Below are 26608 nucleotides of genomic sequence, written 5' to 3'. Positions count from 1 at the left end.
GAACTGGGCAGCTGGGAACTAGGCCGGGCGGCTCAGGAGGAGTAAGCGTTCGTGACGATGGCTTCAAGTTCGTCCTGACCGGCCAGATCAACTGGCCGAATGAGCTTGTCCTGACCCACGTAATAAAACGCTGCCCGCACCTGATCCAAGGGCACCTCCTTGAGTCGCGACCACGCAAGCCGGTAAACGGCCAGCTGCACGCCACGGACCGCCAACTGCTGCTTTCCGGGAACCTTGCCTGTTTTCCAGTCGATCAAGTCCCAGCCGCCGTCGGCATCCCTGAAGACCGCATCAATGCGGCCACGCACCACCACGTCAGCCACCCTGGTTTCGATGGGCACCTCTAGTTCGGCGGGGACTCTGGCTGCCCACGACGAGTTCCTGAACGTTTCTTGCATGTCGGCCAGTCCGTAGGCCTCGTCAACGTAGGAATCGGCTCCGGGAGCCTCATCAAAGTCCAGCTGCCCGGTGGAGCCGAAGAATTCCTCGATCCAAGTGTGGAACGCCGTCCCCTTGCGCGCTGCCATGCCTGGTTTGGTGGGCACTGGCCGGCGCATGGCACGGGTGACCTTCTCCGGATCTTCACTCAGGGCTACCAGCCGGGAGGCTGAAATGTGCGGTGGCAGTTCCACCCTGAGTTGGTCCGACTCCACTTGTTCTTGTGCCAACAGCACACTGGTTTCAAGCCCCCAGCGCGGATGCCTGGCCAAGAAATCGCTGCCACCGACAAGGGCGGAAAGCTGTTCCGGGGAGTACCCACTGGCGTCAATGGCCGCCTGCGCAACCTCGACGGCAGCAGCCGAGCGATTCACGTGCTCACGCCGGCCCGTGCGCTTCACGGCCCCAAGACGGCCTTGAATTTCAGGTCCGTTGAGTGGGTCATAGGGCCACTGCGCGCTTTCGGCACCTGCGCTGGTGGGGTTCTGGGCATCCTCTTCCGGGTCCGGGGACCATAGCGAGATCCGGGCACTCTGCCGCGCCCCTTCGGCCAGAATCAGCAGCTCAGAGATGAAAGGGGACGGTTGCAACGGTTTCTTACCGCTGCCCCACACCGTGCTGGAGCACATGAGGTAATCGCGGGCACGGGTGAAGGCGACATAGGCCAGCCGCCGCTCTTCCTCCTCGCCATGCAGGCTGACATCGGCGGCAAACAGCTTCTCATTGTCCATCAGGGTCTTCAGGTCCGGAACGTTCAAGTCCCATTCCGGCAGATCCTCGCGGTCACCACGCAGGGGCCAGGGCAGGGATTTCGCTCCCGTGCTCCAACGATCGGCCCGTGTGCTGGGAAATGCCCCCATATTCATTCCGGGAACAAACACCACGTCCCATTCCAGACCCTTGGAGGCATGGACGGTTAGCAGCGCCACCGCATCCGGATTACTCTCCAACGGCGTCATTTCCAGACCGCCTTCTTCGGATTCTGCCGTTTCGAGCCACCCGAGAAAAGCATCCAAATCAACCCGCTGTGCCGCCTGCATGAAGGTTGCGGCAGCATCGGCAAAGGCATCGAGGTTGCGCCGGGCATGGTGGATGCTGGCGCCGGGTTTGGCTGCCAGTTCAATGTCCAGCAGCATGGTCCGTTCCACCACACCGAGCAGATTACTCAGGTCTTCGCCCACAAAGGTGCGCAGCATGCGCAGCTCATCCCGCAGCGTCAGCAACCTGACCCGCGCCGTCTCTGACAGTGGGCGTAGCTGCTCCGGCCAATAGTCTGCACTGAGATAGTCCAGGGCTTCGATCAGGGATGAGGCATCAACGAGATCTGCCGTCACCACAATTTCCTGCGCACTGTCTCCGTCGTGCCCACTGTCATCAGGGGCGGCGTGGCTGGCAGCTAACTCCAGCTCACCGCGCAAGGCTGCTGCGTTGAAGCCCACCCTGTTTTTAGCAGCCCACTCTCGACGGCGGGCCAGATGCCGTGCCCAATCCGAAAATGCCATGAGGTCCAGTGGCCCAATCCGCCACCGTGCACCTGTCAGCAGCCGCATCAAAGCATCAGAACGCCCGGGATCGGCAACCACCCGCAAGGTGGCGACGAGGTCCACAATCTCCGGGGTACTCAACAACCCACTCAGTCCCACGGTTTCGTAAGGGATGCCGCGAGCCTCAAAGACGCTCTGTAGCCCCGAAAATTGCGCACGACGGCGGCACAGCACTGCCACTGTCATGGCACCTTGGGTGCCACTACGGTGCGTGAAATCCCCCTTCCGGGCCAGGATCTCATCGGCGATGGCTTCAGCCTCCGCAATTTCCGTCTCAAAACGGGCCAACACCACTTCCCCATCGGGAGCCTGAGGTTTCTCGCGCAGGGGTGAGACCACTACCCGGGGGCCGGCGGCGGCCCGTTCCGCCTCGGTCAGACCGGCCGCAAGTTTGGCGTTGGCCTTACGCGTTTGCGCTTGGGCAAGCTCTGCTGACATGACATTGGCGGTGTCAAGAATGTGAGCTGAGTTCCGCCACGCGATGGTGAGTTCGGCAGTTGGTGCGTACCCGCCGTCGGACTTGAGGAAAATCTCAGGGAAGCGGAACAGCTGCCCGGCGGACGCCCCGCGGAAACCATAAATGGACTGGTGGGGATCGCCCACAGCCGTGACGGGGTGGCCGGATCCGAAAAGTTCAGCGAAGAGCTGCAGCTGAGCGTGCGAGGTGTCTTGGAATTCGTCCAGCAATACCACCTTGTACCGCTGGCGCTCGACCTCGCCAGCGTGCGGGACTTCTTGGGCGATCTTGGCCGCCAATGCCACCAAATCGCCGTAGTCCAAGACGTTGCGCCGCCGCTTGGCCTCGGCATATTTTTGTACCAGCTCCACTACAGAGCCGCGGGTCCGCAAGACGTCCAGCTGCTTGTTGACCACGGCGGTGCGCGGCTTGGCGGTCTCGGCGATGTACGGCAGGGTGTCGAAACGGGCCAGATACGACGCAATGGTCTCTTGAACCTGCTCGGGCTCTTGCAGGTGCTCAGCGCATTCCCCGGCCAGATCCATGACGGACTGGATCAAGGTCGATTTGGCCGCCGTGAAATGCTCATGAGCGCCATTGTGGGCTTCCACCACCTCACTGGCCAATTGCCAGGCCTCAGCCGCTCCCAGAACCACGGCATCACGCTCGATCCCCAGGCGCAGTCCATAGTCGGTGACAATGCCGCTGGCGTAGGAATGGTAGGTGGAAACCTTGGCTTCCAGCGCATCCTTAGCTGCTGCGGCCGGCGCCAACTCCACCTCCCCGGAGCGGGCCAACGTCCCCAACTTGGCCAGCTGTCCGCGGATACGGGAGGCCAGCTCTCCTGCTGCCTTGCGCGTGAACGTGACGCCGAGAATCTCTTCCGGCAGCACCAAGCCGTTGGCCACTAGCCACACCACGCGGTCCGCCATGGTGGTAGTCTTTCCCGAGCCTGCTCCGGCAATGACGAGCAGCGGTTCCAAGGGTGAACAAATGATGGCTGCTTGTTCCGGCGTAGGCGGGAACTGGCCCAGCAGTTCGGCCAATTCATAAGGGCTCACGGGCTGTAAAAGTGTCATTCGGTGATTTGTTTCCCTTCCGGGCACAGCGGACAAATAGTTGGCAGGGGGCATCCGCTACGTTCGGACCAGTCGGTGCCGTGGCGGGCAGGAAATGCTGCTTGGGCCATCAGGAGCGCAGCTTCCATGACCTTGGATGTGGGATCGTTCTCGCTGCCGGGCACCATGGCCGGCTGATCTTGAGTCTTGACACCTTTGGTGCCATCACCGAGCGGCAACAGAGCTGCTCCCCCGGAGACGGATCCGGAGAAGCCAGCAGCTTCTGCCAGCTCGGCAAAGCCACCGGCTGTCACGGCCACTTGATAAGCACCCAACTGCGGATGGACCAGAACTTGATCCTTGGTGGGTTTGGTGCGGCCCGTTTTTATATCGACCACCACCAGGTTGCCGTTGGCGTCGGCCTCGAGCCGGTCTACCTGTCCGCGCAACCGCACCACGTGCCCGGGCGTGCCTGCGTGCTCATCCCCGAGAACTGTTGCAGCTTCGCTGTCTGCGGGTGCGGCTACCGTGGCAGGGATCTCTCCTAGTTCAACACTGAAGTCCTCTTCCACACCGATCAGCGTGCGGCCCTGCTGGCGCGCCTCCACCACGTACTGCGCCAACTTCCCCAGCATCTCTTGGGCGCGCTTGTAGTCCACCTGGGTTTCCCAAGAATCGGGCAGCCCCAGGGTGGGCCAGCGCTTGTCCAGTTCAGCAACGTACTCATGCCCTGCCCCATTCGGGATGTCTTGGGCGATGGCGTGAATGAGTGTTCCCAAGCTCCTGGCGAAATCGGTGGTCGCTTCCCCACCGGCGGCCCGGATGAACCAGTTCAACGGTGATTTGAGCACTTCTTCCACCTTGGACGGCGAGACGTTGACGGGTTCACCGGCAGGCACAATGGGCGCATCGCTACTGAGCGGCAACAAACCCCACCATTGCCCGGGATGGGCCCCGGGAACGTTTTCGTGGGCAAGCACGGCCAGCATTCTGGCGGCTTCCGGATCGGCATACATCTCCGATTCCTGACGCAGCTCAGAGACCAGTGAGCGCAATGTCATGGGCCGTGGGACCTGCTCCACCGGACGCACCGGATACTGCGACTCGCCACCTGAATCAGTGACAGGTTTGTACGGGGCGGCGAGGTCAATGAACTGCGAAGGCTGCAGATCGTGACCGGCTGCAGCCGTCAGGATTAGCTTTTGCCCGGCCCGTGAAATGGCTGCAGAAAAACTGCGCAACTCGTCATATCGAATATCTCGAATGCGCGCGGCCGGCTCTATCTGCCGGGCCGTCTCGGCTCCATTTTCCAGTACATCCACCAGCAACTGGCTGCCCAGCAGCTCCCCGCGCAGCCTGGTATTGGGCCATACCCCTTCCTGCAAGCCCGAGACAATAACCACCTGCCATTGCCGCCCGGCAGCACTAGCCGGGGTGAGGATCTCCACGGCGTCGGTCCGCTGAGCACGCGCCGCCAAGGTGTCCATGGGTAGTTCCTGGCTCAGCAAATAATCAAGGAACTGCTGCGGGCTCGATCCGGGCAGCTGATCCACATACCGTTCGGCCGTCTGGAACAACGCCATGACGGCGTCCAAGTCCCTGTCGGCGCGGATACCCGTGGGCCCGCCCCGCAACGCTTGGGTTTCCCACGTTCCGGAGCTGTCGCAGGCCTCCCACAACGCCCACAGGACCGTCTCCGCATTGGCGCCGGGCTGGGCTACCGCGTCATTCCCGGCAGCCAACATTGCAGCAATACGCGTGGCATTGCCTGCCTCCCAGCCCAACGGTGCCAACTTTTCCGGGTTCAATAACGCCTCAACGAGCAGTTCGTCGCTGGCCCGGCCTCCCCCGCCCTGCAGTTCCTGTTGCCGCAGCGCCTGACGCAGGCGGCGCAATTGCAGTGCCGTTGACCGGCCCAAACGGGACGTTAACAGCGCCACGCAAGCCTCGGCGTCGAGCTTCCCAGGATCAAGAGCCACCCCGAAGGCCTCCAACAAGGGACGGACGGCGGGCTCGTCGCGGACAGGGTTCTCCGCCACAGGCACCTTCACGGCGATGCCTAGCCCGCTCAAATACCTTTGCAGTGCAGCCAGTGCCGAACCCGTCCGGACAATCACGGCGATCTGATCCAGGCTGTGCTTCTCAATGTGCTGCAGGTGCAGGATCCGCTCCGCCACCAAGCGCAATTCATGGACCTCTGAGGCCACCACATGGGCCCTGACGTACGACGCCGGGTCCCCGGCTGCTGCTTCCACCCCACCTTGGCTAGCCGGTTCCGGCCACACAAGTTCGCGAGCCTTCTGCCCGCCACGGATCTGGAAAATCCTCTCGGCCACCCCCGACCACGCCCCCGCAACGGCGGGACTCATCCGGTGCGAGGTGGAGAGCACAAACTGTTGCAAGGGAAATTCCTCAGTACCCAGCGACTGAGCCAAGGACGCCACCATGTCTGGGCGGGCGCCACGGAAACCTTGAACTACGACGTCCGGGGCGGCAGCCACCAGAATGTCCTTACCCCGGCCCACCAACTGCAGCAGTTCATGGACAGATCTGTTGGCTTCTTGAATATCGTCAACCACAATCAGTTCCAGCCGGCTGCGTTCGGCGGCCAGGAATTCCGCGTCGAGTTGCAGGAGCGTGGTGGCTGCAGTGATGATCCCTGCCGGGTCAAAGGAGCCTGACTTGCCCCAATCCACCACATCCCGGTATTCGGAGTACAGCGATGCTGCGGCCACCCAATCGGGGCGGCGGTTGGCAATACCCAGCTGGGCCAATTCCTCGGGGAGGAGTCCGTATTCAATGACGCGGTCAAAGAGTTGACGGATTTCCTGACGGAAGCCGCGGGTTTCCAAGGCCTCGGACAACTCGTCGGGCCACTGCGGGTCCGTGCCCAAGCCCATCTTGTGACCGGCCAGCAGGTCCTTGATAATCAAGTCCTGTTCGGGACCGCTCATGAGCCGTGGTGGGCCGTCTAGGTGCGGCATCCGGCCCGCCACGGTGGCCCGTCGCAACAGGTCAAAGGCATAGGAGGACCAGGTCCTGGCCGGGGAGGTGCTGATGCTTCTCGTGAGCCGAGCGCTGAAGCCGTCACGAAGCTTGGCGGCAGCCAGCCGGGAAGGGGCCAGCAGGAGGGCGCCGCCTGGATCAACGCCGTGGTGCTCCATCCGTTCGACAGCCGCCTCGATCAGCACGGTGGATTTGCCGGTGCCCGGGGCACCCCACAGCAGAACGGGCCCGGTGCCGGGCGTCAGATCCACCACGGCCTGCTGATCGGCACTGAGCACCAGCTCAGTCTTGACGCTTTGCGAGGGCTGGACCAACACCAGCCGGGGCAGGGGCTGGAAGGACTTGTTCGCTGGCGTACTCTGCGCCTTCTTTGCGTTGTCTGGCTGTGTGTTGTCAGGCTGTGCGTCAGCTGGCAGCTGACGCACTGCCTGCTCGGGCTGCTTTGCCTGCTCTGCTTGCTCGGCTTGCTCTGCTTTCTGTGCCTGCTCTGCTTGCGTGCTCATAGTCTCAGTTCATCACGAGGCTCTGACATTCTGACACCCGAGTCAACAGTGTCTTCGGAGTCACCAGAGCCTACGGAGCCAACAGTGTCGTCCGGGTCTGAATCAGAGGCGGCATGTAAGGTGCCCGCAACGGCGTCAATGAGCTTAAACTCGGCCTCCTGCGGATTCCAGCGGGCACTTTTCATGTCCACGCGCCACGGCGGGTTCTTGCCCGGCACTGGCGCGGCCGCGGTATCGCCACGCAACGCCGTCGACTCTTGTCGATAATGCTCCAGCGCCTGCCACTCGTGGCCTTGTGGAGCATCCCCACTGGCACGGATCACCCGCCACCACGCCACGGCGTTTCCATGGGCGGACATGACGGCACCCACCTGACGCGGCCCGCCACTGTCCAACAGGGCAGCAATGTCCCCATACGACAAAACCTTGGACTCGGGGATCAACTCGGCCACCGCCAGAACTGCCTCGACATACTCTTCTTGCATGGCTCCAGCGTAGTTTGTGCCACAGCGCAGCAGTGGCACAGGCCTCGGCGGCCTCAAATGTGGATCCCAACAGGTACCGTAAGTGACATGACTAGCTGGAATATGCACCCCCGTGCCGCCTTTGACTTGGAAACCACTGGCAAGGATCCCCGCACGGCCCGGATCGTCACGGCCTCGATCGTTGTGGTGGATGAGGGAGGCACCGTGGTGGATACGCACGAATGGTTGGCGGATCCCGGCATAGAAATTCCGGAGGAGGCCGCTGCCATTCACGGCATCAGCACCGAGCATGCCCGCGAGAATGGCCGCCCCTCAGATATGGTCACGGCCGAGGTGGGCGCAGTTCTTGCTACTCTCTTTGCCAACAACATTCCCGTGATCGCCTTCAATGCCAGTTACGACTTCACCGTCCTGGCCCATGAAGCCCGCCGCCACAGCCTGAACCAAATTATCGCGGCCCCGGTCATTGACCCCTTCATCTGCAATAAGAACGTGGACCGGTTCCGCAAGGGCAGCCGCACATTGGTGGCCCTGTGTGAGGAATACGGGATCAATCTCAAGGACGCCCACACCTCGGCTGCTGACGCCGAAGCCACGCTGCGGCTGGCCGATGCGCTGGCGGCCAAGTACAGCGCGCTGCGTATTGATGTGATGGATCTGCACAACGCCCAGGTGGGGTGGGCTCGGGACCAGGCCGCCGATTTCCAGGCATATTTGCGCCGTGTCAAGGACCCTGCTGCGGTCATAGAGGGCGATTGGCCCGTCCTGCCCTGACTTTAGACACCAAAAGTCACCATTTATGAGCTAAATCACAAAGAAAATCTTCGGGCTGGGGAACTTCCTGCACGTCAGTCGTGCGCCTGCGCTAGCTAGAGCGTGATCGCTGCCGTGGTGAAAGCCCCGATACTCGCCGATTCTTTCTTTGAACGCACTTTTTGCTTCGCATAAGTTCGCATCTGCCATAATTTCAGGTGGGGTGACATAATTTAGTTTCGTTGGTTGAGTTCTGCTAAGAAGCTCCTGTGAGTATCTGCCCCGACTCCCACGCCACGCTTATCCCTGCCCGATCAGTCCTTCGAGCTGGGCACCTGCAATGAAAGTGAATGTTTGATGAAGAAATCTGCCCTGAAGTGGATCACGACCGTTCCGGTCGCCCTTGCTCTGGCCTTCTCCCTCGCAGCATGCGGCGGCGGCACGGATGCAAGCAGCAGCGCTGGCCCCACAGACGCCCTCGCCGGTAGCGACCAGGTCTCACTGGACAAGTACACCACCGCGGATGTCACTCCGTTGGATAAGATTGATGCTGCTGCCCTGGGTCTCATCACCCCCGGCACCATCACGGTTGGCACCCTCTCCGATGCCCCGCCGAACATTTTCATCAAGGACGGCAAGTTCACCGGTTACGATAATGAGCTGCTGCGCGCAATGGGTGAAAAATTGGGCTTGAAGGTCGAGTTCAAGTCAACATCCTTCGCTTCACTGTTGGGCCAGGTTGAGAACAAGCAGTTCGACGTCGGATCCTCCTCGATCTCCACCACGGACGCCCGCCGAAAGAACGTTGGCTTCACCAACGGTTACGACTTTGGCTACATGGCCGTTGTTGCCATGGACAAGACTCCCATCAAGGGCTTCAAGGACCTGACCGCTAAGACCCGCATTGGCGTGGTTCAAGGCACCGTCCAGGATGACTACGTCACCAACACCCTGAAGCTGGAGCCGGTCCGCTTCAAGGACTACAACATTGCCTACGCAAACCTGAAGAACGGCCAGATTGACGCTTGGGTTGCTCCTTCACAGCAGGCCGAAGGCCAGGTCAAGCCCGGAGACGGCGCCACGATCGTTGAGAGCGTTGTCAACACCCAGAACTTCACGGCCTACGCCGTAAACTCCTCAAACAAGCCCTTGACCGATGCGCTGAACTCAGCTCTGGATTCAGTTATTGCCGATGGCACCTGGTCCAAGCTGACCAAAGAGTGGTACCCCACCCGCGAAATGCCCACAGACTGGACCCCCGGGTCCAAGGCTGTAACGGTTCCGAAAGGATAGTTGATGGAAGTTCTCGATCAGCTGGCCAAGACGTTTCTCGACTGGGAGGCAATGGGGCAAGTAATCCCCGAGATGTTTGCGGTCGGATTGGCGAATACTCTAATTCTTGCCATTTGCTCCGGAGTTCTCGGCTGTATCCTCGGCATGATCTTGGCCGTCATGGGCATCTCCAGGAACCCGATTCCCCGCTGGATCGCCCGCGTCTACACGGATGTTTTCCGTGGCCTGCCCGCCATCCTGGTCATCCTGCTCATCGGCCTCGGTTTTGGCCCCATCGTGCGAATCCTGACCGGCAGCACCAATCCCTACCCGTTGGGCATCGCAGCACTGACTCTGATGGCTGCGGCTTACATTGGCGAGATCTTCCGGTCAGGCATTCAAAGCGTAGAAAAAGGTCAGCTCGAGGCTTCCAGGGCATTGGGATTCAGCTACAACTCATCCATGATCCTCGTCGTCATCCCGCAAGGCATCCGGCGCGTACTGCCGGCCCTGGTGAACCAGCTGATCGGCCTGATCAAGGAATCGTCCCTGATCTTTACACTTGGTCTACTGGCCAGCCAGCGGGAAATCTTTCAGATCGGCCAGGACCAGGCTGCCAATACCGGTAACCTGTCGCCTCTGGTGGCTGCGGGACTGTTTTACCTGTGCTTGACCATCCCGCTCACTCATCTGGTGAACTTTATGGACAAGCGCATGCGTGATGGCAAGCCGGTCAAAATTGAACCCGACGAGGCTGCTGCTGTTGTTGGAAAGGGCGCCTAAATATGAGCGACTTTAATTCAGGTTCTCTGGAAGCTACAAATATCCACCTTGCCTTCGGCACCAACAAGGTACTGCGTGGCATTGACCTGCACGTACCGCAGGGCACTACGGCCTCGGTCATTGGTCCCTCAGGTTCAGGCAAGTCAACGCTGTTGCGCGTCATGAACCGGTTGATTGAACCCGATCAGGGTGACATTCTCCTCGACGGCAAATCCGTCCTGCAGGACAACCCGGACGAGCTCCGCCGTCGTATTGGCATGGTGTTCCAGCAGTTCAACTTGTTCCCGCACAAGACTGTGGTGGCGAACGTTTCTCTGGCGCTGAGCAAGATTCGCAAGATGCCCAAGGATCAGGCACATGCCAAGGCCATGGAACAACTTGATCTGGTGGGCCTGAAGCACAAGGCTGATGCCCGCCCCGGGAACCTCTCCGGAGGCCAGCAGCAGCGTGTGGCGATTGCCCGCGCGTTGGCCATGGAGCCCGAGGTCATGTTCTTCGATGAGGCTACCTCCGCACTGGACCCGGAGCTGGTCAAGGGCGTTCTGGCGCTCATGACCGATCTGTCCAAGGGCGGCATGACCATGGTTGTGGTGACCCACGAGATGGGCTTCTCGCGCAACGTCTCCGACACCGTCACCTTCATGGATGGCGGCGTGGTGGTTGAGACCGGTTCGCCGGATCAGCTGTTCACCGAGCCGAAGACGGACCGTTTGAAGGGCTTCCTCTCGGACGTCTTGTAACACCCAAGGGCGAAAATGCCGCCGCTCCTGCGTATTGCCGCCGTTCTAATGGCGGCAATACGCAGGAGCGGCGGCATTTAAGGCTAAACGCGCTCCAACGCCTCGTGCGGTCCCTCCGGAAGTACGACGACGATCGGCTCATCTGGGCGGATGGCGCCGCCGGTGCGGACCACTCCCATGACGCCGGCCCGGCGAACCACAGTGCCGCCATCGTCGTGGCCAACGAGTTCTTTGAGCAAGCCAGGGCGGAAGTCTTCGATCTGAGAGCAGGGATTACGTAAGCCTGTCAGCTCGACCACCGCGTGCTCACCAAGGTGCAGCAGGGTACCGCGCGGAAGTTTCAACAGGTCAACGCCTCGGGTGGTGATGTTCTCCCCTAGTTCCCCGGGAGCAACACTGAACCCTCTGGGTTCCAACCATTCGAAGAGTTCCTGCTGGATCAAGTGCACTTGGCGCAGATTCGGAGCGGTGGGATCTGCCCTGACGCGTGAGAGGTGCTGGACAGTGACGCCGCGGTGGGCATCGCCGGCCACACCCAGCCCCGCCTCGAGCTCAATCTCCTCCACGGATTCTTTGCTGAAGCGATGAGAGGTGTCGAGATGGACGGCTGAAACCTGCGCATTGGTGTTCATCCGGTCAGTCTAGACGCCCCACAGAAATGAAAAATGCCGCCGCTCCCGCATATTGCCGCAGGGTCTACTGGCGGCAATAGGCGGGAGCGGCGGCATTTCTGCACAAAAACTAGGCGGTAGCGGCTGCAGCTGCCTTCGCCGCGGCCGGCAGCGCCGCGAAGATGCGATTCATGGCAGCGTCATCGTGTGCGGCGGACAGGAACCAAGCCTCGAAGACGCTCGGCGGCAGGTACACACCTGAGTCGAGCATGGAGTGGAAGAACGGCGCGTAGCGGAACACATCCTGAGCCTGCGCGTCGTCGTAGTTGTGAACGCCGGATGCCGAGGTGCCGAACGCTACCGAGAACAGGCTGCCGGCACGCTGGATCGAGTGGTCAACACCTTCGGCGGACAATGCCGAGGACAGTGCTGCTGAGAGTTCCAGGGAGCGGGCATCCACGGTGGCGTAGACGGCAGAAGTGGCAGCGGTCAGCGTGGCCACACCGGCAGCCATGGCCACAGGGTTTCCGGACAACGTGCCTGCCTGGTAAACCGGGCCCAGCGGAGCCAGATAGTCCATGATCTCAGCGCGGCCACCCAGTGCTGCAGTGGGCAACCCGCCGCCAATGACCTTGCCGAAGGTGAACAGATCCGGGGTCCAGCGCTCGGCGGAATCAGCAGAGCCGCCGGTTAAGCCCCAATAGCCTGCCGCACCAACACGGAATCCGGTGAGAACCTCATCCAGGATCAACAGCGCACCATGAGCAGTGGTGATGCGCGAAAGGCCGGCGTTGAAGCCCTCCCCCGGTGTCACAACCCCCATGTTGGCCGGAGCAGCTTCCGTGATGACGGCAGCAATCCGGTCACCATGCGCGGCAAAAGCAGCCTCGACGGCGTCCAGATCGTTGTACGGCAGCACCAATGTTTCGGCAGCTGTAGCAGCAGTGACACCGGCTGAACCGGGCAGCGCCAAGGTGGCCAGCCCCGACCCTGCTGCAGCCAGCAACGAGTCAAGGTGGCCGTGGTAGCAACCGGCAAACTTGATGATCAGGTCCCGGCCGGTGAAGCCGCGGGCCAGGCGCACGGCCGTCATGGTTGCCTCAGTGCCAGTGGACACCATGCGCAGACGCTCGACGCCGGAGACTCGCCCCTGGACCAAGGCGGCCAGTTCGCTTTCGGCCGGGGTGGAGGCGCCGAAGCTCAGTCCGTGGTCCACAGCGGCATGAACTGCTGCCAGCACATCCGGGTGCGAGTGGCCCAACAGTGCCGGACCCCAAGAGCACACCAGATCCACGTATTCGCGGCCGTCTGCGTCGGTGAGGTAGGCGCCCTTGGCATTGACCATGAAGCGCGGCGTACCGCCCACGGAGCCAAATGCACGCACGGGCGAGTTCACCCCACCGGGCATGAGGGTCTTGGCGCGGTCAAAAAGTTCCTGCGAGGAGGTCATGAAAAATCCTTGGCTCAGGGGGTCTGGAAAGGAGGGAAGAGTTAGTTTTCGCGCAGCCAGCCGGCCAGTTCGGCCGCCCAGTAGGTGAGGATCATGGTGGCACCGGCCCGCTTGATACTCAGCACCGATTCCTCGATGGCGCCCCGGCGGTTGATCCAGCCGTTTGCTGCCGCTGCCTCGATCATGGCGTACTCGCCGGAGATTTGGTAAGCAGCCACGGGCACGGGGCTCATCGCTGCCACGTCGGCCAGAATGTCCAGGTAACTCATGGCCGGCTTGACCATGATGATATCGGCACCCTCGGCCAGATCCAGCTCTACTTCGTGGAGGGCTTCGGTGCGGTTACCTGGATCCATTTGGTAGGTGCGGCGGTCACCGTCAAGCTGGGAATCAACGGCTTCGCGGAACGGGCCGTAGAACGCTGAGGCGTACTTGGCGGCGTAGGCCAGCACTGACACGTTGGTGAAAGCCGCTGCATCCAGCGCTTCGCGAATAACAGCAACCTGACCGTCCATCATGCCCGACGGCGCCACCACGTGTGCTCCAGCCGCGGCCTGAGCAACAGCCATCTGGGCGTAAATCTCCAAGGTGGCATCGTTGTCCACCTGTCCGGCAGCGTCCAGCACGCCGCAGTGTCCGTGATCTGTAAATTCGTCTAGGCAGAGATCGCTCATGATCACGAGGTCATCGCCCACGGCGGCGCGTACATCCCTGATGGCCTTGTTCAGCACACCGAAGGGATCGGTGCCGGCCGTTCCCGTGGCATCGCGTTCGGCCGGAATGCCGAACAGCATGATGCCGCCAAGCCCCAGCGTCACGGCCTCACGCGCGGCCGCAACGAGCGACGCCGTCGTATGCTGCACTACCCCCGGCATTGAGCTGATGGGTTTAGGTTCGGTGAGGTCCTCGCGGATGAACACCGGCAGGATCAGATCCGCCGGCGCCACGGAGTATTCGCTGACCAGCCGTCGCATGGCGGGGGTGGTGCGCATGCGGCGGGGGCGTTGCTGGGGGAAACTCATGATGACTCCGTAACTTACTGGGTTAGAAAATTAGTGTGGGCTAGGGCCAGTGCGGCCAGGATGCCCTCAGGCGTGGGGTGCTCTGCGGTCGCGGCAACCACCATGCCCAAGCGCTGGGCCTCGGCCCGAGTGGGCTGGCCGATCGCGATGACCAGGCAGTTCGCCGGCAGTGGCGCCATGGTGGCGGCCACTCTGCGCGCAGCACTTCCTGAGGCAAGTACGACGGCGTTGATCGCCCCTGCGGCAATCTCCCCCGCCGCTTCTGCCGGAGTGAGCAACGGGTAGGCGCGGGAGCCAATGGCTCCTCGCGGGCAGTAAGATTTCTTCGGTCGCTGGGCGACCTCTGAAATCCATCCCCGCTCCGAAGCCATTGGCTCCCGCGACGGAAGGGAATCGAGTCTGCCCCGCTCCGGGGAGCGGCCCGCCAGCGTCGCCGTCAGCCGACTAGCCGGATCGGCTGGGTAGTCGACGGTCCGGTATGCCGTGACGACTTCCGGCGTCCATCCCCGAGCAGCAATGCCTTCCACCAGGGTGGGTTCGGCGAGGTTGGATTGCGGCAAGAGGACTCGAGGGGATCCGCCGTCGGACGAATCAAAGTCGGGCCACAGCGCAACAAGGCCCGCGGCCGATTGCTGATCAACAGGTGCCAGCTCCGCATGAATGCCCTCTGCCGCCAAAACGGCAACGGAGGTAGGTCCGATGGTTGCGACGGAGGTTGCCGCCGGAATCAAAGCCTCCAGTGACGTTCCAGCCGCCTCGCACCATTGCTTCAGCGCCCGCACCGTGGTGATGGAGCTGATGACCAGCCAGCGGTACTCCCCTGCGGCCAGCCGCTGGAGCGATTTGCCGAGTACCTTTTGCTCGCCCACCTCAAAATCGATGACGGGAACTAAAACCGGCTCAGCGCCAGCCGCGGCAAGCGCATCGGCCATGGCCCCGGCGCGGTCAGCACTGCGGGTCACGGCCACGCGCAGGCCTGAAAGCAACCCGACAGCCGGCGTAGCCGGTGTTTTCGTAGGCGACGTAAAGGAGGCGCTAAGGCCGTCCGCGGCCGTGGGCCGGATAGTCGCCGAGAAAATTCCGGCCTCGCTGCTCCTGCCGCCGCCGCTTTCGGTCATTTCGCGGAGCCGGCCAAATCCGCTAAGTCGCCAGCGCCGCCGGCGAGCAGTTCTTCGGCCAGTTCAATGCCGAGAATGGTGGCACCGACGGTGGTGAGACCGTCGGTGGCCTTCTTCAAGCGCATTGAGCGGGTGCCGTCGAGGGAGCAAACCACAGTTTCGAGGTAGAGCATGGAGCCCTTGCGGTGAGCAAGGGCTCCAACGGGTGCGCTGCAGCCAGCTTCAAGGCGGGCCAGGAGAGCGCGTTCGGCGGTAACGGCCAGACGCGTGTCATGATCGTCCACCGCGTTGAGCGACTGTCCCAAGACACCCGTCAGATCGGCGTCGGCGGTGCGGCATTCCAGCGCGAGCGCGCCTTGTCCGGGAGCCGGCAACATGACGTCGGATTCGAGGAATTCGGTGACGGTGTCGAGCCGGCCGATCCGCCCCAGACCCGAAGCTGCAAGCACCACAGCGTCCAAGTCACCCACCTTGCCATCTACCCATTCGACGTCGGGGTTGCCGGGCAAGCCGGGGACCCGGGCCAGGCGGGTATCCACGTTGCCGCGGATGTCCACGATGACCAGATCCGGACGGGCCGCCAGAAGCTGAGCGGCTCGGCGCGGGGAACCCGTGCCAACCGTTGCACCAACAGGCAGCTCGGCAAGCTTGAGTCCATCGCGAGAGCAAAGGGCGTCCCGGGCGTCGGCACGCACAGGAATGGCACCGAGCGTCAGTCCCGGCACTGCCGCCGTGGGCAAATCCTTAAGCGAGTGCACGGCCACGTCGACCCCACCGTTAAGGAGCGTGTCTCGCAGAGCGGCGGCGAAGACACCGGTGCCACCCATTTGCGACAACGGGCCGGTAAGGACGTCTCCGTCGGTCTTAACAGGGATGATCTCGGCAACAAACCCGCCGATGGCACTGAGCTGACCGGTGACTTGCTGAGTCTGACTCAGAGCCAATTTGCTTCCGCGGGTTCCAATTTTCACACTGGCCATTGTTTCAGCCATGGCTATCAGGAGCCAGCTGGCGCGGATACCAGCCCTATGGTGCTGCCCACTTCTGAGATAGCAGGCTTCGCACCACGGAAGTTGGCGCAGCAGCCCGGGTTGCAGACGTCGAACCACGGCCCCAACTTTGTCATGGCCGGGCGTTCTTCAATGTGGTTCTCAATAGTGCGTTCACAGATCAGGTCCACGAGGCCACTGACAAACTTCTGGTGCGTGCCGGGGGTGGGTGAGCGGTCAAAGGTCAGGCCCAACTCGGCGCACGTTTCTGCGGCTTCGGTATCGAGATCCCAGCGGACCTCCATGTGGTCGCTGACAAAGCCCAAGGGGACAACAACAACGCCCTTGGTGCCAGCCGCGGCCTTCTCGGTCAGAGCATCGTTGATGTCCGGTTCCAACCACGGCACATGCGGAGCACCCGAACGGGACTGGTAAACCAGTGACCATTCCTGAGCGGGGTCAACCGCAGCCATGATGGCTTCAGCTGCCGCGAGGTGCTGCGCCACGTAGGCAGAGTTCTCGGCGAATTCGCGGAGTTCCAGCTCGGAGTTACCCGAGGCTTCCGCATCCCTGGTGGGAATCGAGTGCGTGGCAAACATGACGTGCACCGGCGCCTCCGGAGTGCCGGCTGCGGCCAACTCGGCGCGCACCTTCGTCAAGGACGCTGCGGTTCCTTCAATGAAGGGCTCAACAAAACCGGGGTGGTCAAAGTACTGGCGTACCTTGTCCACGGCCAACTTGCCATCCAGACCGGTCTCGGTCAGGGCCATGCCGATATCTTCACGGTACTGGCGGCAGCCGGAGTATGAGGAGTAGGCGCTGGTGGTGACCATCAAGAGTCGGCGGTGACCGGCGTCGTACGCATCCTGCAAAACGGCGGGGATGTAGGGATCCCAGTTGCGGTTGCCCCACAGCACGGGCAAGGCGATGTTGCGGGCTGCCAGCTCGGCTTCCAGAGCCGCCTTCAGCGCACGGTTCTGTGCGTTGATGGGGCTGATGCCGCCGTTTTTGCGGTAGTGGTGGCTGACCTCTTCGAGGCGCTCGTCGGGGATGCCTCGGCCGCGCGTGACGTTGCGCAGGAACGGGATGACATCATCTTGGCCCTCGGGACCGCCAAAGGAGGCCAGCAAAATGGCGTCGTATTCGGCGGGGGCTACCTTGCGGTTGCTCATCGGAGAACCTCGGCAATTTCGGCGCTGTTCACGCGGCGGCCGGTGTAGAACGGCACTTCTTCGCGCACATGCAGGCGGGCATCGGAGTAGCGCAGGCTGCGCATCATGTCGACCAGGTCAACCAGGTTGTCGGCTTCCAGACCCAGCAGCCATTCCCAGTCTCCCAAGGCGAAGGCGGAGACGGTGTTGGCCTGAACCTGCGGGTACTCGCGGCCCAACATGCCGTGTTCGCGCAGCATGCGTGAGCGTTCTTCGGTGGGCAGGATGTACCAGTCGTAGGAGCGCACAAATGGGTAAACGCAGACCCAGCCCTTGGGCTCGTGGGCGCCCATGTACGCAGGAGCATGGGACTTGGTGAACTCTGCTTCGCGGTGCACGCCCATGGCCGACCAGGCGATGTCAGTGGCCGCGAACAGCTCGGTGCGCCGGATGCTGCGGATAGCCCGCTGCAGGCCCTCGGCTTCGGCACCGACGAGCCACACCATGATGTCGGCGTCGTTGCGCATCGCGGAGACATCGTAGGCCCCGCGCAGAGTGATACTCTCGGCGGCCAGCGAGGCAACGAGCGCAACAAATTCGCTCACCGCAGCTTCCCCGCCCGTGAAGGACCCGGTTCGCTTGAACACGGTCCATAAAGTGAACGGCGTCTCAGCCGGAGTTTTAGTGACAGTTTGTGCAGAAGTGTGGCTCATGGTTTCAAGTCTGCACCCATTGGCCCGAAAGCTTAAATCAGAGTTCTCTACATTGCGTAGAAAGTGGTTAAGCTCACATGCGTCCGGCGGCGTCCACCACGGCGCGAACCTGGCGCCGAGTCCCACCGACCACCGCGGCAAGGCCGTTGCCGCTCATCCAAGCACCCGTCAAGACCAGCCCAGGGACGTCATTGGCGAGGGCGTGAACCTTGGCAATTTTTCCCTGATGGCCGACGGCGGCAAACGGTAGTGCGCCCTGCCAGCGGACAATGTCCGACCCTAGGAGATCGGATTCCGTGACGGGAATCCCCAAGAGTGTTGAGGCGTCACGCAGCGCCGTGTTCACCAGGTCCTCATCGCTGGGCGTGCGGGCGGTGAGCCGGACGGCGTCGGCCGGTTTTGTGCCGGCACGGCCGTAGGACAGGCGCAGGATGTGCGTTCCGGGGCCGGTGGCATCAGCCAGCCATTCCCATTTCGCAGTGGCGTGCGTGAGGGCCTTAGCCGTGACACCGTCCACGCCGGGCGCAACCAAGATGCCCGTGCCCCGCGGAGCCGAATCGAGTTCGGGCACATCCACCGCAAGGGTGACGAGCCGAATGTCAGGACCCGGCGCCGGGGCAAAAGCGCTCAGATTGGGGACTTCCTGACTGAGGAGCTTGACCGCCGTGGGACCATCGGTGGCCACGACCAACAGGTTGGCGGCCTCGAATCCGCGTTCTGTACCGTGTTCCCAGTCAACGGTCCAGCGCAACGGCCCAGCGCCGTCGTACGCGGCTTCCTGCTGCGCCGGCTCCTCGGTGTCGCCACGGTAAATCGCCTTGATGCGGTGCCCGGAATGCATGGCGACGCCAGCCTTTTCCAGCGCCGCAACGAGTGCGCTGATCAGCGTGTGCATGCCACCTTCCAGCCCGCCCACGGCAGAACCGGGCTTAGTTCCGCCGGCACGCTGGGCGGCGACGGCAGCGGCGAGGGATCCGTGTTCGCGGATGCCTGCACGCAGGCCCGGAGCCACCATGTCCACGTCCAGCAGTTCCGGATCGGCCGAATGCACGCCAGCAACAACCGGTGCCACGAGGCGTTCGAGCACCCGCTTGCCCATCCTGTGCCTCACCAGATCGGCCACACTGCTCACGGCCTCGGTGGTGCCGATGTTGACAGGCATTTTGGCGTCCAGGGCGGCCCGCAGCACGCCCGCGGCACCCAATGCGGCCTTGACCTCGGGGGCGGTCAGGTCCGAGGGGATGCCAAGGATTCCCGTGCGTGGCAACGGCACCGGTCCCTCTGGCAGCCACACCCAGGCGCCAGCGGGATCCGGGGTCACAATCTTTGAGCCCAGACCCAGCTCGGCCGCCAGGTCCGCCACGGCCGTGTTCCGCGTGGCGAACGATTCCGCACCGCTATCGAGCTTGACTCCGGCCAGTTCATGAACGCCAACGCAGCCACCCCACGCGGAACCAGCCTCGTAAATGCTGACTTGAAAACCGGCTAACTGCAGGTCCAGTGCCGCCACCAGCCCGGAAATTCCGCCACCCACCACCACTGCCTGGTTGGGAGCCGGATGGCTCTGTGGCTTCTGGGCCTTAGCTGCGAGTCTGCGGTTTTCCATGGTCTCCCCTATTTGCGACTGGAACGGGTTACTGGTGTGGGCCGATGGCCCGGGTGCTAGATGGAGTGGATCAATTCAACGAGGCGAGTCAGGACGGCCGGATCCGTTTCCGGCGGCACTCCATGCCCCAAGTTCACCACATGCGAGGGAGCGTCGGAGCCAGCCGCCAGTACTTCGCGAACATGTTTTTCCAGGACCTCCCACGGAGCGGTGAGCAGCGCCGGATCGATGTTGCCCTGCAGCGGCACGGTACCACCCAGACGCCTGTTCGCCTCGTCCAACGGCAGCCGGTAATCCACACCCATGACGTCGCCGCCAGCCGTGTGCATGGCACCTAGAAGTTCACTGGTGCCGGTGCCAAAGTGGACCAGCGGAACGCCAAGATCGCGAACGTGGTCAAAGGTGCGGGACGATGCCGGGGCCACATGTGCTGTGTAATCGGCCAGTCCCAGCGAACCCGCCCAGGAGTCGAAGAGCTGGCCCGCGCTGGCGCCAGCTTCGATTTGGGCGCGCAGGAACTTCCCGGAGGCGTCGGCTGCCCAGTTCATCAGTTCCGCCCAGAGTTCGGGCTGCGCGTGCATCATGGTGCGCGGGCCCAGGTGGTCGCGGGACGGCTTGCCTTCCACCATGTAGGCGGCCACCGTGAAGGGTGCCCCGGCGAAGCCGATCAGCGGAGTGTTTCCCAATTCGGCAACCGTCAGCGCAACGGCCTCACGGATCGGGTCAAGGGATTCATCCGTCAGCTCGGGCAATGCAGCAATGTCCGCTGCAGAGCGGATGGGCTTATCCAGCACCGGGCCCACGCCGGGGACAATGTCTACGCCCACGCCAGCCAGCTTGAGCGGAATGACAATGTCGGAAAAGAAGATTGCGGCATCGACGCCGTGGCGGCGCACGGGCTGGAGCGTGATTTCAGCGGCCATGGCCGGCTTGAGGCACGATTCCAGCATGGTGGTGCCAACCCGCAGTTCGCGGTATTCAGGAAGTGAGCGTCCTGCCTGGCGCATGAACCAAACAGGGTTGCGGCTGGGCTTTTCGCCCCTGTAGGCGGTGATCAATGGGGAATGTGCGGTGCGGCCATCCATCAGGGGGTGGCTGGGGCTCAGAGTCATGGCACCACCCTACAGAGCCAATCTGGGCATTGTTTGTGCACAAACTGTCACCGTAATAGAGTGTGGCACCGCACTCACAGGTAAGTAGCATCACAATCTTTAGTGACGATCTGAGAGTTCCTGTGCATAAACGCCCAGCTTGGGGGACTACCATTGTGAAATTGTGGTCCTCTTTTCGCTCGTAGCCTCTCACTCCTCCATTGATCTGGAAACCGTTGCCCGCCTCAGCGCCGGGGCCGCGGCAGCCAGTGCTGAACTCTGCGCCGACAGCAACGCTGTGGCAGGGCTGGTCACCTTGACCACCTGCAACCGCTACGAGCTCTATGTCCAGGCAAGTAGCGGCGAGGATCTCGAATCCGCCCGCAGCACGGCCATTGAAGCCCTGAGCCGGCACTCCGGACTGGCCGAATCCCAAGTTTCACAGGCTCTGGCCACGCTGCAGGGCGACGCCGTAGTCCGCCACCTTTTTGCGGTGAGCACCGGCTTGGAATCCGCCGTGGTGGGCGAACGAGAAATTGCCGGCCAGGTGCGCCGCGCCTTGGCATCTGCTCAGGATCAAGGTGCCACCACACCATCATTGGTCAGACTCTTCCAATCCGCCGCCAAGACCGCCAAAGACGTCGGCGCGCAGACAGCATTGGGCCGCCGCGGCATGTCGATCGTCTCTGTCGCCCTTGACCTCGCCGCCGAGTTGCAAAACGCCCCTTCACTTCCTGTCGGAGTGTCCCCCAACGCTCCCCGGCCGCTCCCCCTGCTCGCAAGCTCGCCGCGGGACCCTCGCGGCCGTGGGCCCACCTCACCATTTGCAGCAGCCAGCCCACTCGCTGGCAAGTCTGCGGTTTTGTTCGGCACGGGCGCCTATGCCGGGGCAGCCATGGCCCAGCTGATGCAGCGCGGCTGCACCGACATTTCGGTCTATTCCTCCTCCGGCCGAGCCGAAACGTTCACGGCCTCGCGCGGCGGCACGGCCCTCAATGAGCAATCACTGCCTGCTGCTCTGGCAAGCGCCTCGCTGCTGGTAGGTTGCAGCGGCTCAGGTCACCAGATCACACGCACTGATTTGGCACAGTTGCGCCACACTGATTCCCCGCTGTTGACGGTGATCGATCTTGCCCTGACTCACGATTTCGCTCCCGATGTGGCAGAGCTTCCAGGCGTGGATTTGTTGACGCTGGAAACCGTACGGCAGGCGGCCCCCGCGGAGCAGGAATCAACATTGGCCCAAGCCGCAGCCATGGTCGATGAAGCCACCACCAACTTTGAACAAGCCAGAAACGCCAGGTCGCTGGATCACGCCATCGTGGCACTGCGCCGGCACACCATGGGTGTTCTGGATGATGAACTTGCCAAGGTTCGCAAGCAGCATGGTTGCAACGCCGCTACGGCCGAGGTGGAGTTTGCCATGCGCCGGATGGTCAAGCAGCTGCTGCATGTGCCCACGGTCAGGGCCAAGGAATTGGCCGCCGCTGGTGACTCCGAAAGCTACCTTGCCGCCCTTGATGTCCTGTACGGCCTCAAGCTCACCCCCGAGGTGATTGGCTCTGCCGTGAACTCCCAAGTAACGGACTCCGGTGTAGAGCACGACGGCGTCCCCCTCACCTCGCTCACCCAGACCGACCCGGCGAGAAAAGCAACCGCCTGAGCAAGCGGCCCTGAGCCACTAACCACAGCCACAGCCACAGCCACAACTCAGCCGAAGGCGTTGACGCCCGTCAGTTCTGCCGATAACTCCCAAAGTCGCCGGGCACTCTCGGGGTCAATGGCGTGGGCGTCCACACCGGCAAACCGGGCCAGCTCCGAGGCAGGATCGGTGGGTGCGGCAATGTCGCAGTCTTCGCAGTAGACCCCGCCGTGGCCATCCAGGAGTGGCGAGGTCGCGGCCCAGACAGAGGTGGCGGCACCCTGCTGCGTGTTTTTGAACCCTTCGCGCAACGTACCCGCGGAATCCATCCAGCCGGCGGCCACCATTTCCTCCTGTGTCAGGTGACGTTGCAGCCCCGTCATGATGCCGCCGGGGTTGACGGCAAAGGCTCGCACGCCGCTCTGCGCCCCGAGCGCGTCCAGTTCCACGGCAAAAAGACTGTTGGCAGTTTTTGCCTGCCCATACGCCTCCCATTTGTCGTACCCGTTCGTGAACTGAGGGTCATCAAAATGAATGCCCGAGCGTTTATGTCCCGTTGATGACAGTGCCACCACCCGCGCACCATCCGTGGAAAGGACCGGCCACAGCTCGTTGACCAGAGTGAAATGACCTAGGTGGTTGATGGCAAATTGGGCTTCCCAGCCTGGCCCCACGCGCGTCTCCGGACACGCCATGATCGCGGCGTTATTGATCAGGATGTCCAGCCGCCTGCCCGAGTCAAGATACTGTGCGGCGAACCTTTTCACACTGTCCTGCGAGCCCAGATCCATCTCAAATACCGCCACATTGCCCAGTTCCGCATCCGCGAGTACCCCGCGGGCGTGATCGGCTCGGCGGGCCGGAACGCTGACCTCCACCCCTGCACTCACCAGCGCTCGCACAGTTTCCAAGCCCAGCCCCGAGTAGCCGCCTGTCACAATAGCCGAGCACCCCGATAAGTCCATGTCCTCCAGCACCGAAGCCGCCGTGCTGTCGTGACCAAACCCAGAATTCAAGGGCATTTGCGGGGTTTCTTGCAGGTCACTGCGGTTCATGATGTGCCTCTTCGTTGAGTACTTAGCTCCTCCATGCGTGAGGAAGCTCTTAGCCCGCAATGTACTCCGTTGCGTCCTATTTGTCGTTAGCAGCCCAGGCGTCAATCCCGCCGTCAAGATGTACGACGTCGGCAAAACCGGCCGCGCGCAGGCTCGCCAATGCTTGGGCTGAGCGGGTGCCCGCCTTGCAATGCAGGATGAGTGGAACGCCTTGCGGCAGCGCTCCCAGCGCGGAGCCATCACGGATGCCGGCCAGGGGAATGAGGACGGATCCGGGGATCCGGGCAATCTCAAATTCCACTGGCTCGCGCACGTCAACGAGCACAAAATTTTCCTCACCGCGCTCTCGTCGGGCCAAGCGTGAGGCGAGCTCGGTCGCGGAGATGAGGTCGCCGTCGTTCTTCTCGGCAGGGAAAAGCCCACAGAAAATCTCGTAGTCGATGAGCTCGGTGATGGGTGGCGCGGCGGGGTCCTTGGAGATCCGGATTTCACGCCAGCGGGCGCTGAGGGCGTCGAAAATGAGGAGCCGCCCCAGGAGGGTTTGGCCGATCCCGGTGATGAGTTTGACGGCTTCGGTGACCATCATGGCCCCGATCGAGGCGCACAGCATGCCAAAAACGCCGCCCTCTGCGCAGGACGGGACGGTGCCGGGTGCCGGCGGTTCAGGGTACAGATCTCGGTAGTTGGGGCCGAACTTATCCCAAAAGACGCTGACTTGCCCGTCGAAGCGCAGGATTGAACCCCACACATAGGGCTTGCCGAGGAGCGCTGCGGCGTCATTGACCAGGTAGCGGGTGGCGAAGTTGTCGGCGCCGTCCAAAATGACGTCATAATCGGTGAAAAGGTCCAGGGCGTTGGAGGAATCGAGCCGGAGCTGATGCAGCACCACGTTGATGCCGGGATTCAGTTCCAGAATGGAATCGCGAGCGGATTCGAGCTTGGTGCGGCCAATGTCCGACACGCCGTGGATGACTTGACGCTGCAAATTGCTCAACTCAACACTGTCATCGTCCACGATGCCCAGTGTGCCCACTCCGGCCGCCGCCAAGTACAGCAGCGCCGGGGATCCCAACCCACCTGCACCTATCACCAACACACGCGCATTACGCAGGCGGCGCTGGCCCTCTAGGCCAATTTCGGGGATCAGCGCGTGGCGCGAATACCGCTCCAATTCCGCTGCTGCCAGCGGCGGACCGGGCTCCACGAGGGGAGGCAAAGCCAGCTGCGATGAGAGCTTGGTTGAGGTGTGGGGCGGGATCAAGGAAACCATACCTATTAATCTAGCCCCGCTTGTACCGTGTGGCTCATTACCGGCCGGTAGAATGACACAAACCGCCCCATGCACCAGCCCGGGCGCCGTAGGGAAAGGCAGCCGTCATGACTGTAGATCCAGCAGCGAAGGAACGTCCCGCCCCGCGGACGCAACCGAGCCGCATGCCGCGTGACGAACGCCGCGCCCAGCTGCTCGCCTCCGCCCTTGAAGTGTTCGTCACTCACGGCTATCACGGTGCGGCCATGGATGAGATTGCTGAGACTGCAAAGGTCAGCAAGCCCGTGCTCTACCAACACTTCCCCAGCAAGCGGGAATTGTATTTGGCCCTGCTGGACAGCCATCTGGAGGGGTTGACCACCATGCTGTTGGCGGCTCTGAGCTCCACAACGGATAACAATCTGCGGGTTCAGGCCACCATGAAGGCCTACTTCCAGTTCATGGCTAAAGACGATCAAGCCCACCGGCTGGTGTTTGAATCCGATCTTGTCAACGACGTCGAGGTGGCTGCCCGCCTGGAGAAGTTCAACGCCAACTACGCCGATGCCATTGGCGCTGTCATTGCCGAGGACACCAAGCTGCCACCCATTGAGGCAACGTTGCTGGGCCGGGCTCTGGCCGGGATGGCCCAGGTGAGCGCCCGCTACTGGTTGGAAGAAAGCGGCGATTTGGACCTCGATGTGGCCAGCGATCTGATCTACCGTTTAGCTTGGCGCGGAATTAGCCGCTTCCCCAAGGAATCCTGAGGCGACTGCCCCTAGAGTGGTTGCTATATCCATCTATTAGTACGTGTGCGCCAAGGAGATAACTGTGGAAATTAAGATCGGCATCCAGAACGTCAACCGCGAGATCGTCCTTGAATCCGATGAGAGCTCAGAAGAGGTCGCCAACCAGGTCTCCGAGGCGCTGGCCAAGGGCACCGAACTGCGTCTCAAAGACGAAAAGGGCCGCATGATCATTGTTCCCGGTAATGCTCTGGGGTACGTTGAACTCGGTGGCGAGAAGGCCCGCAGCGTAGGATTCGGCGCGCTCTAACACCACTTTCGCAGTCCCTTCGATCCAGACTCATAGAGACGGAATTTCCATGGTTGCCCTGGTCATTATTGCCCTCATCGCCGGCGCTTTCGGCGCGATCGCTTGGGCCGTGGACAAACACCGTGCCACGTTTGGGGCTGTTCTGCCCGCAGGTGCTGCCGTGGCCGCCTCGCTGCTGGTGTGGATTCTAACCATGGCTGTGGGCTTGGATGCGGACAGCGCCACCGCGTGGATCCCGTGGATTCTCCCCATTGTTGTGGGCGGCGCTGCTGCCTGGGCCACCGCAGGGCTGGTGGGCCGTTCCCGCCACGCCCGGCAGGTGGAACGGAGCAACGCGATCCTGCAGATGCACTAACGGTTTTCGCTACACTTTGACGGTTTCGCTGTTGTTTGAACCCTAGCGAAAACGTCAAAGTGTAGCGAAAACTGCCATCAGGCTCTGCGGATCAGTTCCGGTCTGGCCACGGCCCCTGCACCCTGCGCCGCGTTCGAGATGGCGCGGGCCAAGGCGATGTCGCGGGCGGTGATCTGCCCGCCTGCGTCATGCGAGCTGGTGGCAATGAACAAGGTGTCGTACCGCCAGTCCACATCCGGGTGGTGGTTGGCCTTTTGGGCGAGTTCCCCAATGGCGGCGAAAAGTGCCAAGGCTCCGGCCGACGTCGGACATTTCAGTACCGTACGCAGGTCACCAATGTCACGCCACTGGGGCAGCGATTGAAGTTCCATATCGATGCGGGTCCGGGTCAGCACATCATCGGGGGCAGCCATGAGAGTTTCCTTTCAGCGATTCCACACGCCTTGGTCCCCACGCCCAGG

At 62.3% G+C, this 26608-nt stretch carries 23 protein-coding genes; 8 read left to right on the top strand and 15 right to left on the bottom strand.

What is annotated here, in order from left to right; genetic code table 11:
* Positions 1–32: 32 nt before the first annotated feature.
* The 3 genes from AS189_RS06675 to AS189_RS06665 are packed head-to-tail and all read right to left on the bottom strand — an operon-like array spanning position 33 to position 7491.
* Positions 33–3518 carry an ATP-dependent helicase gene (locus AS189_RS06675; RefSeq protein ID WP_062286857.1) on the bottom strand — a complete coding sequence of 1162 codons (3486 nt, stop codon included), beginning with the start codon at positions 3516–3518 and terminating at the stop codon, positions 33–35.
* Positions 3515–7006 carry an ATP-dependent helicase gene (locus tag AS189_RS06670; RefSeq protein WP_082634121.1) on the bottom strand — a complete coding sequence of 1164 codons (3492 nt, stop codon included), beginning with the start codon at positions 7004–7006 and terminating at the stop codon, positions 3515–3517. The genes AS189_RS06675 and AS189_RS06670 overlap by 4 nt, the downstream gene beginning before the upstream one ends.
* Positions 7003–7491, bottom strand: coding sequence for an MGMT family protein (locus AS189_RS06665; protein ID WP_082634120.1), 489 nt, complete (start codon positions 7489–7491; stop codon positions 7003–7005). The genes AS189_RS06670 and AS189_RS06665 overlap by 4 nt, the downstream gene beginning before the upstream one ends.
* 87 nt (positions 7492–7578) lie before the next feature.
* Here AS189_RS06665 and AS189_RS06660 point away from each other — a divergent pair, with 87 nt between their 5' ends.
* The 4 genes from AS189_RS06660 (at position 7579) to AS189_RS06645 (ending at position 11039) form a co-directional block, all read left to right on the top strand.
* Positions 7579–8265 (top strand): 3'-5' exonuclease, encoded by a 687-nt coding sequence (locus AS189_RS06660; protein ID WP_062286856.1) that lies wholly within the window; start codon positions 7579–7581, stop codon positions 8263–8265.
* Positions 8266–8601: 336 nt separating this feature from the next.
* Positions 8602–9537, top strand: a complete 936-nt coding sequence (locus AS189_RS20465; protein WP_062286855.1) for a substrate-binding periplasmic protein — start codon at positions 8602–8604, stop codon at positions 9535–9537.
* 3 nt (positions 9538–9540) lie between these two features.
* Positions 9541–10299, top strand: coding sequence for an amino acid ABC transporter permease (locus AS189_RS20460; protein ID WP_062286854.1), 759 nt, complete (start codon positions 9541–9543; stop codon positions 10297–10299).
* 2 nt (positions 10300–10301) lie between these two features.
* Positions 10302–11039, top strand: coding sequence for an amino acid ABC transporter ATP-binding protein (locus AS189_RS06645; RefSeq protein ID WP_062286853.1), 738 nt, complete (start codon positions 10302–10304; stop codon positions 11037–11039).
* A gap of 83 nt (positions 11040–11122) precedes the next feature.
* On the opposite strand, the gene AS189_RS06640 is transcribed toward AS189_RS06645, so the two are convergent.
* The 9 genes from AS189_RS06640 to hemE all read right to left on the bottom strand — a co-directional run bounded on the left by AS189_RS06640 (position 11123) and on the right by hemE (position 20811).
* Positions 11123–11671 carry an MOSC domain-containing protein gene (locus AS189_RS06640; RefSeq protein ID WP_062286852.1) on the bottom strand — a complete coding sequence of 183 codons (549 nt, stop codon included), beginning with the start codon at positions 11669–11671 and terminating at the stop codon, positions 11123–11125.
* Positions 11672–11780: 109 nt separating this feature from the next.
* Positions 11781–13100, bottom strand: a complete 1320-nt coding sequence (gene hemL, locus AS189_RS06635) for a glutamate-1-semialdehyde 2,1-aminomutase (RefSeq protein ID WP_062286851.1) — start codon at positions 13098–13100, stop codon at positions 11781–11783.
* A 41-nt stretch (positions 13101–13141) separates the two neighbouring features.
* A complete protein-coding gene (gene hemB, locus AS189_RS06630; RefSeq protein ID WP_062286850.1) occupies positions 13142–14122 on the bottom strand; it encodes a porphobilinogen synthase in 981 nt (326 codons plus the stop codon).
* Positions 14123–14136: 14 nt separating this feature from the next.
* Positions 14137–15240, bottom strand: a complete 1104-nt coding sequence (locus AS189_RS06625) for a uroporphyrinogen-III synthase (protein ID WP_062286849.1) — start codon at positions 15238–15240, stop codon at positions 14137–14139.
* Entirely contained in the window at positions 15237–16220 is a 984-nt protein-coding gene (gene hemC, locus AS189_RS06620) for a hydroxymethylbilane synthase (protein WP_062293123.1), read from the bottom strand. Before hemC ends, AS189_RS06625 begins: the two co-directional genes overlap by 4 nt.
* 17 nt (positions 16221–16237) lie before the next feature.
* The gene (locus AS189_RS06615) at positions 16238–17401 is read right to left on the bottom strand and encodes a ferrochelatase (RefSeq protein WP_062286848.1); all 1164 of its coding nucleotides are present in this window, start codon (positions 17399–17401) and stop codon (positions 16238–16240) included.
* On the bottom strand, positions 17398–18093 hold the full coding sequence (hemQ, locus tag AS189_RS06610) for a hydrogen peroxide-dependent heme synthase (RefSeq protein ID WP_062286847.1): 696 nt from the start codon (positions 18091–18093) through the stop codon (positions 17398–17400). The genes AS189_RS06615 and hemQ overlap by 4 nt, the downstream gene beginning before the upstream one ends.
* A 73-nt stretch (positions 18094–18166) precedes the next feature.
* The gene (gene hemG / locus AS189_RS06605) at positions 18167–19699 is read right to left on the bottom strand and encodes a protoporphyrinogen oxidase (protein WP_062286846.1); all 1533 of its coding nucleotides are present in this window, start codon (positions 19697–19699) and stop codon (positions 18167–18169) included.
* A 56-nt stretch (positions 19700–19755) separates the two neighbouring features.
* Positions 19756–20811 carry a uroporphyrinogen decarboxylase gene (gene hemE, locus AS189_RS06600; RefSeq protein WP_062286845.1) on the bottom strand — a complete coding sequence of 352 codons (1056 nt, stop codon included), beginning with the start codon at positions 20809–20811 and terminating at the stop codon, positions 19756–19758.
* Between the two features lie 163 nt (positions 20812–20974).
* Here hemE and AS189_RS06595 point away from each other — a divergent pair, with 163 nt between their 5' ends.
* Complete coding sequence (locus AS189_RS06595) at positions 20975–22453, top strand: glutamyl-tRNA reductase (RefSeq protein WP_062286844.1); 1479 nt, start codon at positions 20975–20977, stop codon at positions 22451–22453.
* 47 nt (positions 22454–22500) lie between these two features.
* Here the strand turns inward: AS189_RS06595 and AS189_RS06590 are convergent, their stop codons facing one another.
* Positions 22501–23487, bottom strand: coding sequence for an SDR family NAD(P)-dependent oxidoreductase (locus AS189_RS06590; protein ID WP_062286843.1), 987 nt, complete (start codon positions 23485–23487; stop codon positions 22501–22503).
* A 76-nt stretch (positions 23488–23563) separates the two neighbouring features.
* Complete coding sequence (moeB, locus tag AS189_RS06585) at positions 23564–24757, bottom strand: molybdopterin-synthase adenylyltransferase MoeB (RefSeq protein ID WP_062286842.1); 1194 nt, start codon at positions 24755–24757, stop codon at positions 23564–23566.
* Between the two features lie 107 nt (positions 24758–24864).
* On the opposite strand from moeB, the gene AS189_RS06580 reads away from it, so the two are divergent.
* The 3 genes from AS189_RS06580 to AS189_RS06570 all read left to right on the top strand — a co-directional run bounded on the left by AS189_RS06580 (position 24865) and on the right by AS189_RS06570 (position 26147).
* A complete protein-coding gene (locus tag AS189_RS06580; RefSeq protein WP_062286841.1) occupies positions 24865–25503 on the top strand; it encodes a TetR/AcrR family transcriptional regulator in 639 nt (212 codons plus the stop codon).
* Positions 25504–25567: 64 nt separating this feature from the next.
* Positions 25568–25792: a DUF3107 domain-containing protein gene (locus AS189_RS06575; RefSeq protein WP_062286840.1), complete on the top strand. Its 225-nt coding sequence runs from the start codon at positions 25568–25570 to the stop codon at positions 25790–25792.
* 49 nt (positions 25793–25841) lie between these two features.
* Entirely contained in the window at positions 25842–26147 is a 306-nt protein-coding gene (locus AS189_RS06570; protein WP_062286839.1) for a hypothetical protein, read from the top strand.
* A gap of 77 nt (positions 26148–26224) precedes the next feature.
* Here the strand turns inward: AS189_RS06570 and AS189_RS06565 are convergent, their stop codons facing one another.
* Complete coding sequence (locus tag AS189_RS06565) at positions 26225–26560, bottom strand: 4a-hydroxytetrahydrobiopterin dehydratase (RefSeq protein WP_062286838.1); 336 nt, start codon at positions 26558–26560, stop codon at positions 26225–26227.
* Positions 26561–26608: the final 48 nt, after the last annotated feature.

Origin of the sequence: Arthrobacter alpinus (assembly GCF_001445575.1) — a bacterium.
In the GTDB taxonomy this organism is placed as follows: domain Bacteria; phylum Actinomycetota; class Actinomycetes; order Actinomycetales; family Micrococcaceae; genus Specibacter; species Specibacter alpinus_C.
This window is presented reverse-complemented; position numbering and strand designations above follow the sequence as displayed.

Bases quoted from the DNA above. Each gene is read 5' to 3' on its own strand.
- AS189_RS06570 (WP_062286839.1), top strand. From the start codon at position 25,842: ATGGTTGCCCTGGTCATTATTGCCCTCATCGCCGGCGCTTTCGGCGCG.
- AS189_RS06615 (WP_062286848.1), bottom strand. From the start codon at position 17,401: ATGAGCAACCGCAAGGTAGCCCCCGCCGAATACGACGCCATTTTGCTG.
- hemQ (WP_062286847.1), bottom strand. From the start codon at position 18,093: ATGAGCCACACTTCTGCACAAACTGTCACTAAAACTCCGGCTGAGACG.
- AS189_RS06640 (WP_062286852.1), bottom strand. From the start codon at position 11,671: ATGAACACCAATGCGCAGGTTTCAGCCGTCCATCTCGACACCTCTCAT.
- hemG (WP_062286846.1), bottom strand. From the start codon at position 19,699: ATGGAAAACCGCAGACTCGCAGCTAAGGCCCAGAAGCCACAGAGCCAT.
- AS189_RS20465 (WP_062286855.1), top strand. From the start codon at position 8,602: ATGAAGAAATCTGCCCTGAAGTGGATCACGACCGTTCCGGTCGCCCTT.
- hemC (WP_062293123.1), bottom strand. From the start codon at position 16,220: ATGGCCAGTGTGAAAATTGGAACCCGCGGAAGCAAATTGGCTCTGAGT.
- AS189_RS06675 (WP_062286857.1), bottom strand. From the start codon at position 3,518: ATGACACTTTTACAGCCCGTGAGCCCTTATGAATTGGCCGAACTGCTG.
- hemB (WP_062286850.1), bottom strand. From the start codon at position 14,122: ATGAGTTTCCCCCAGCAACGCCCCCGCCGCATGCGCACCACCCCCGCC.
- AS189_RS06645 (WP_062286853.1), top strand. From the start codon at position 10,302: ATGAGCGACTTTAATTCAGGTTCTCTGGAAGCTACAAATATCCACCTT.
- hemL (WP_062286851.1), bottom strand. From the start codon at position 13,100: ATGACCTCCTCGCAGGAACTTTTTGACCGCGCCAAGACCCTCATGCCC.
- AS189_RS06660 (WP_062286856.1), top strand. From the start codon at position 7,579: ATGACTAGCTGGAATATGCACCCCCGTGCCGCCTTTGACTTGGAAACC.
- AS189_RS06580 (WP_062286841.1), top strand. From the start codon at position 24,865: ATGACTGTAGATCCAGCAGCGAAGGAACGTCCCGCCCCGCGGACGCAA.
- AS189_RS06565 (WP_062286838.1), bottom strand. From the start codon at position 26,560: ATGGCTGCCCCCGATGATGTGCTGACCCGGACCCGCATCGATATGGAA.
- AS189_RS06625 (WP_062286849.1), bottom strand. From the start codon at position 15,240: ATGACCGAAAGCGGCGGCGGCAGGAGCAGCGAGGCCGGAATTTTCTCG.
- AS189_RS06670 (WP_082634121.1), bottom strand. From the start codon at position 7,006: ATGAGCACGCAAGCAGAGCAGGCACAGAAAGCAGAGCAAGCCGAGCAA.
- hemE (WP_062286845.1), bottom strand. From the start codon at position 20,811: ATGACTCTGAGCCCCAGCCACCCCCTGATGGATGGCCGCACCGCACAT.
- AS189_RS20460 (WP_062286854.1), top strand. From the start codon at position 9,541: ATGGAAGTTCTCGATCAGCTGGCCAAGACGTTTCTCGACTGGGAGGCA.
- AS189_RS06590 (WP_062286843.1), bottom strand. From the start codon at position 23,487: ATGAACCGCAGTGACCTGCAAGAAACCCCGCAAATGCCCTTGAATTCT.
- moeB (WP_062286842.1), bottom strand. From the start codon at position 24,757: ATGGTTTCCTTGATCCCGCCCCACACCTCAACCAAGCTCTCATCGCAG.
- AS189_RS06665 (WP_082634120.1), bottom strand. From the start codon at position 7,491: ATGCAAGAAGAGTATGTCGAGGCAGTTCTGGCGGTGGCCGAGTTGATC.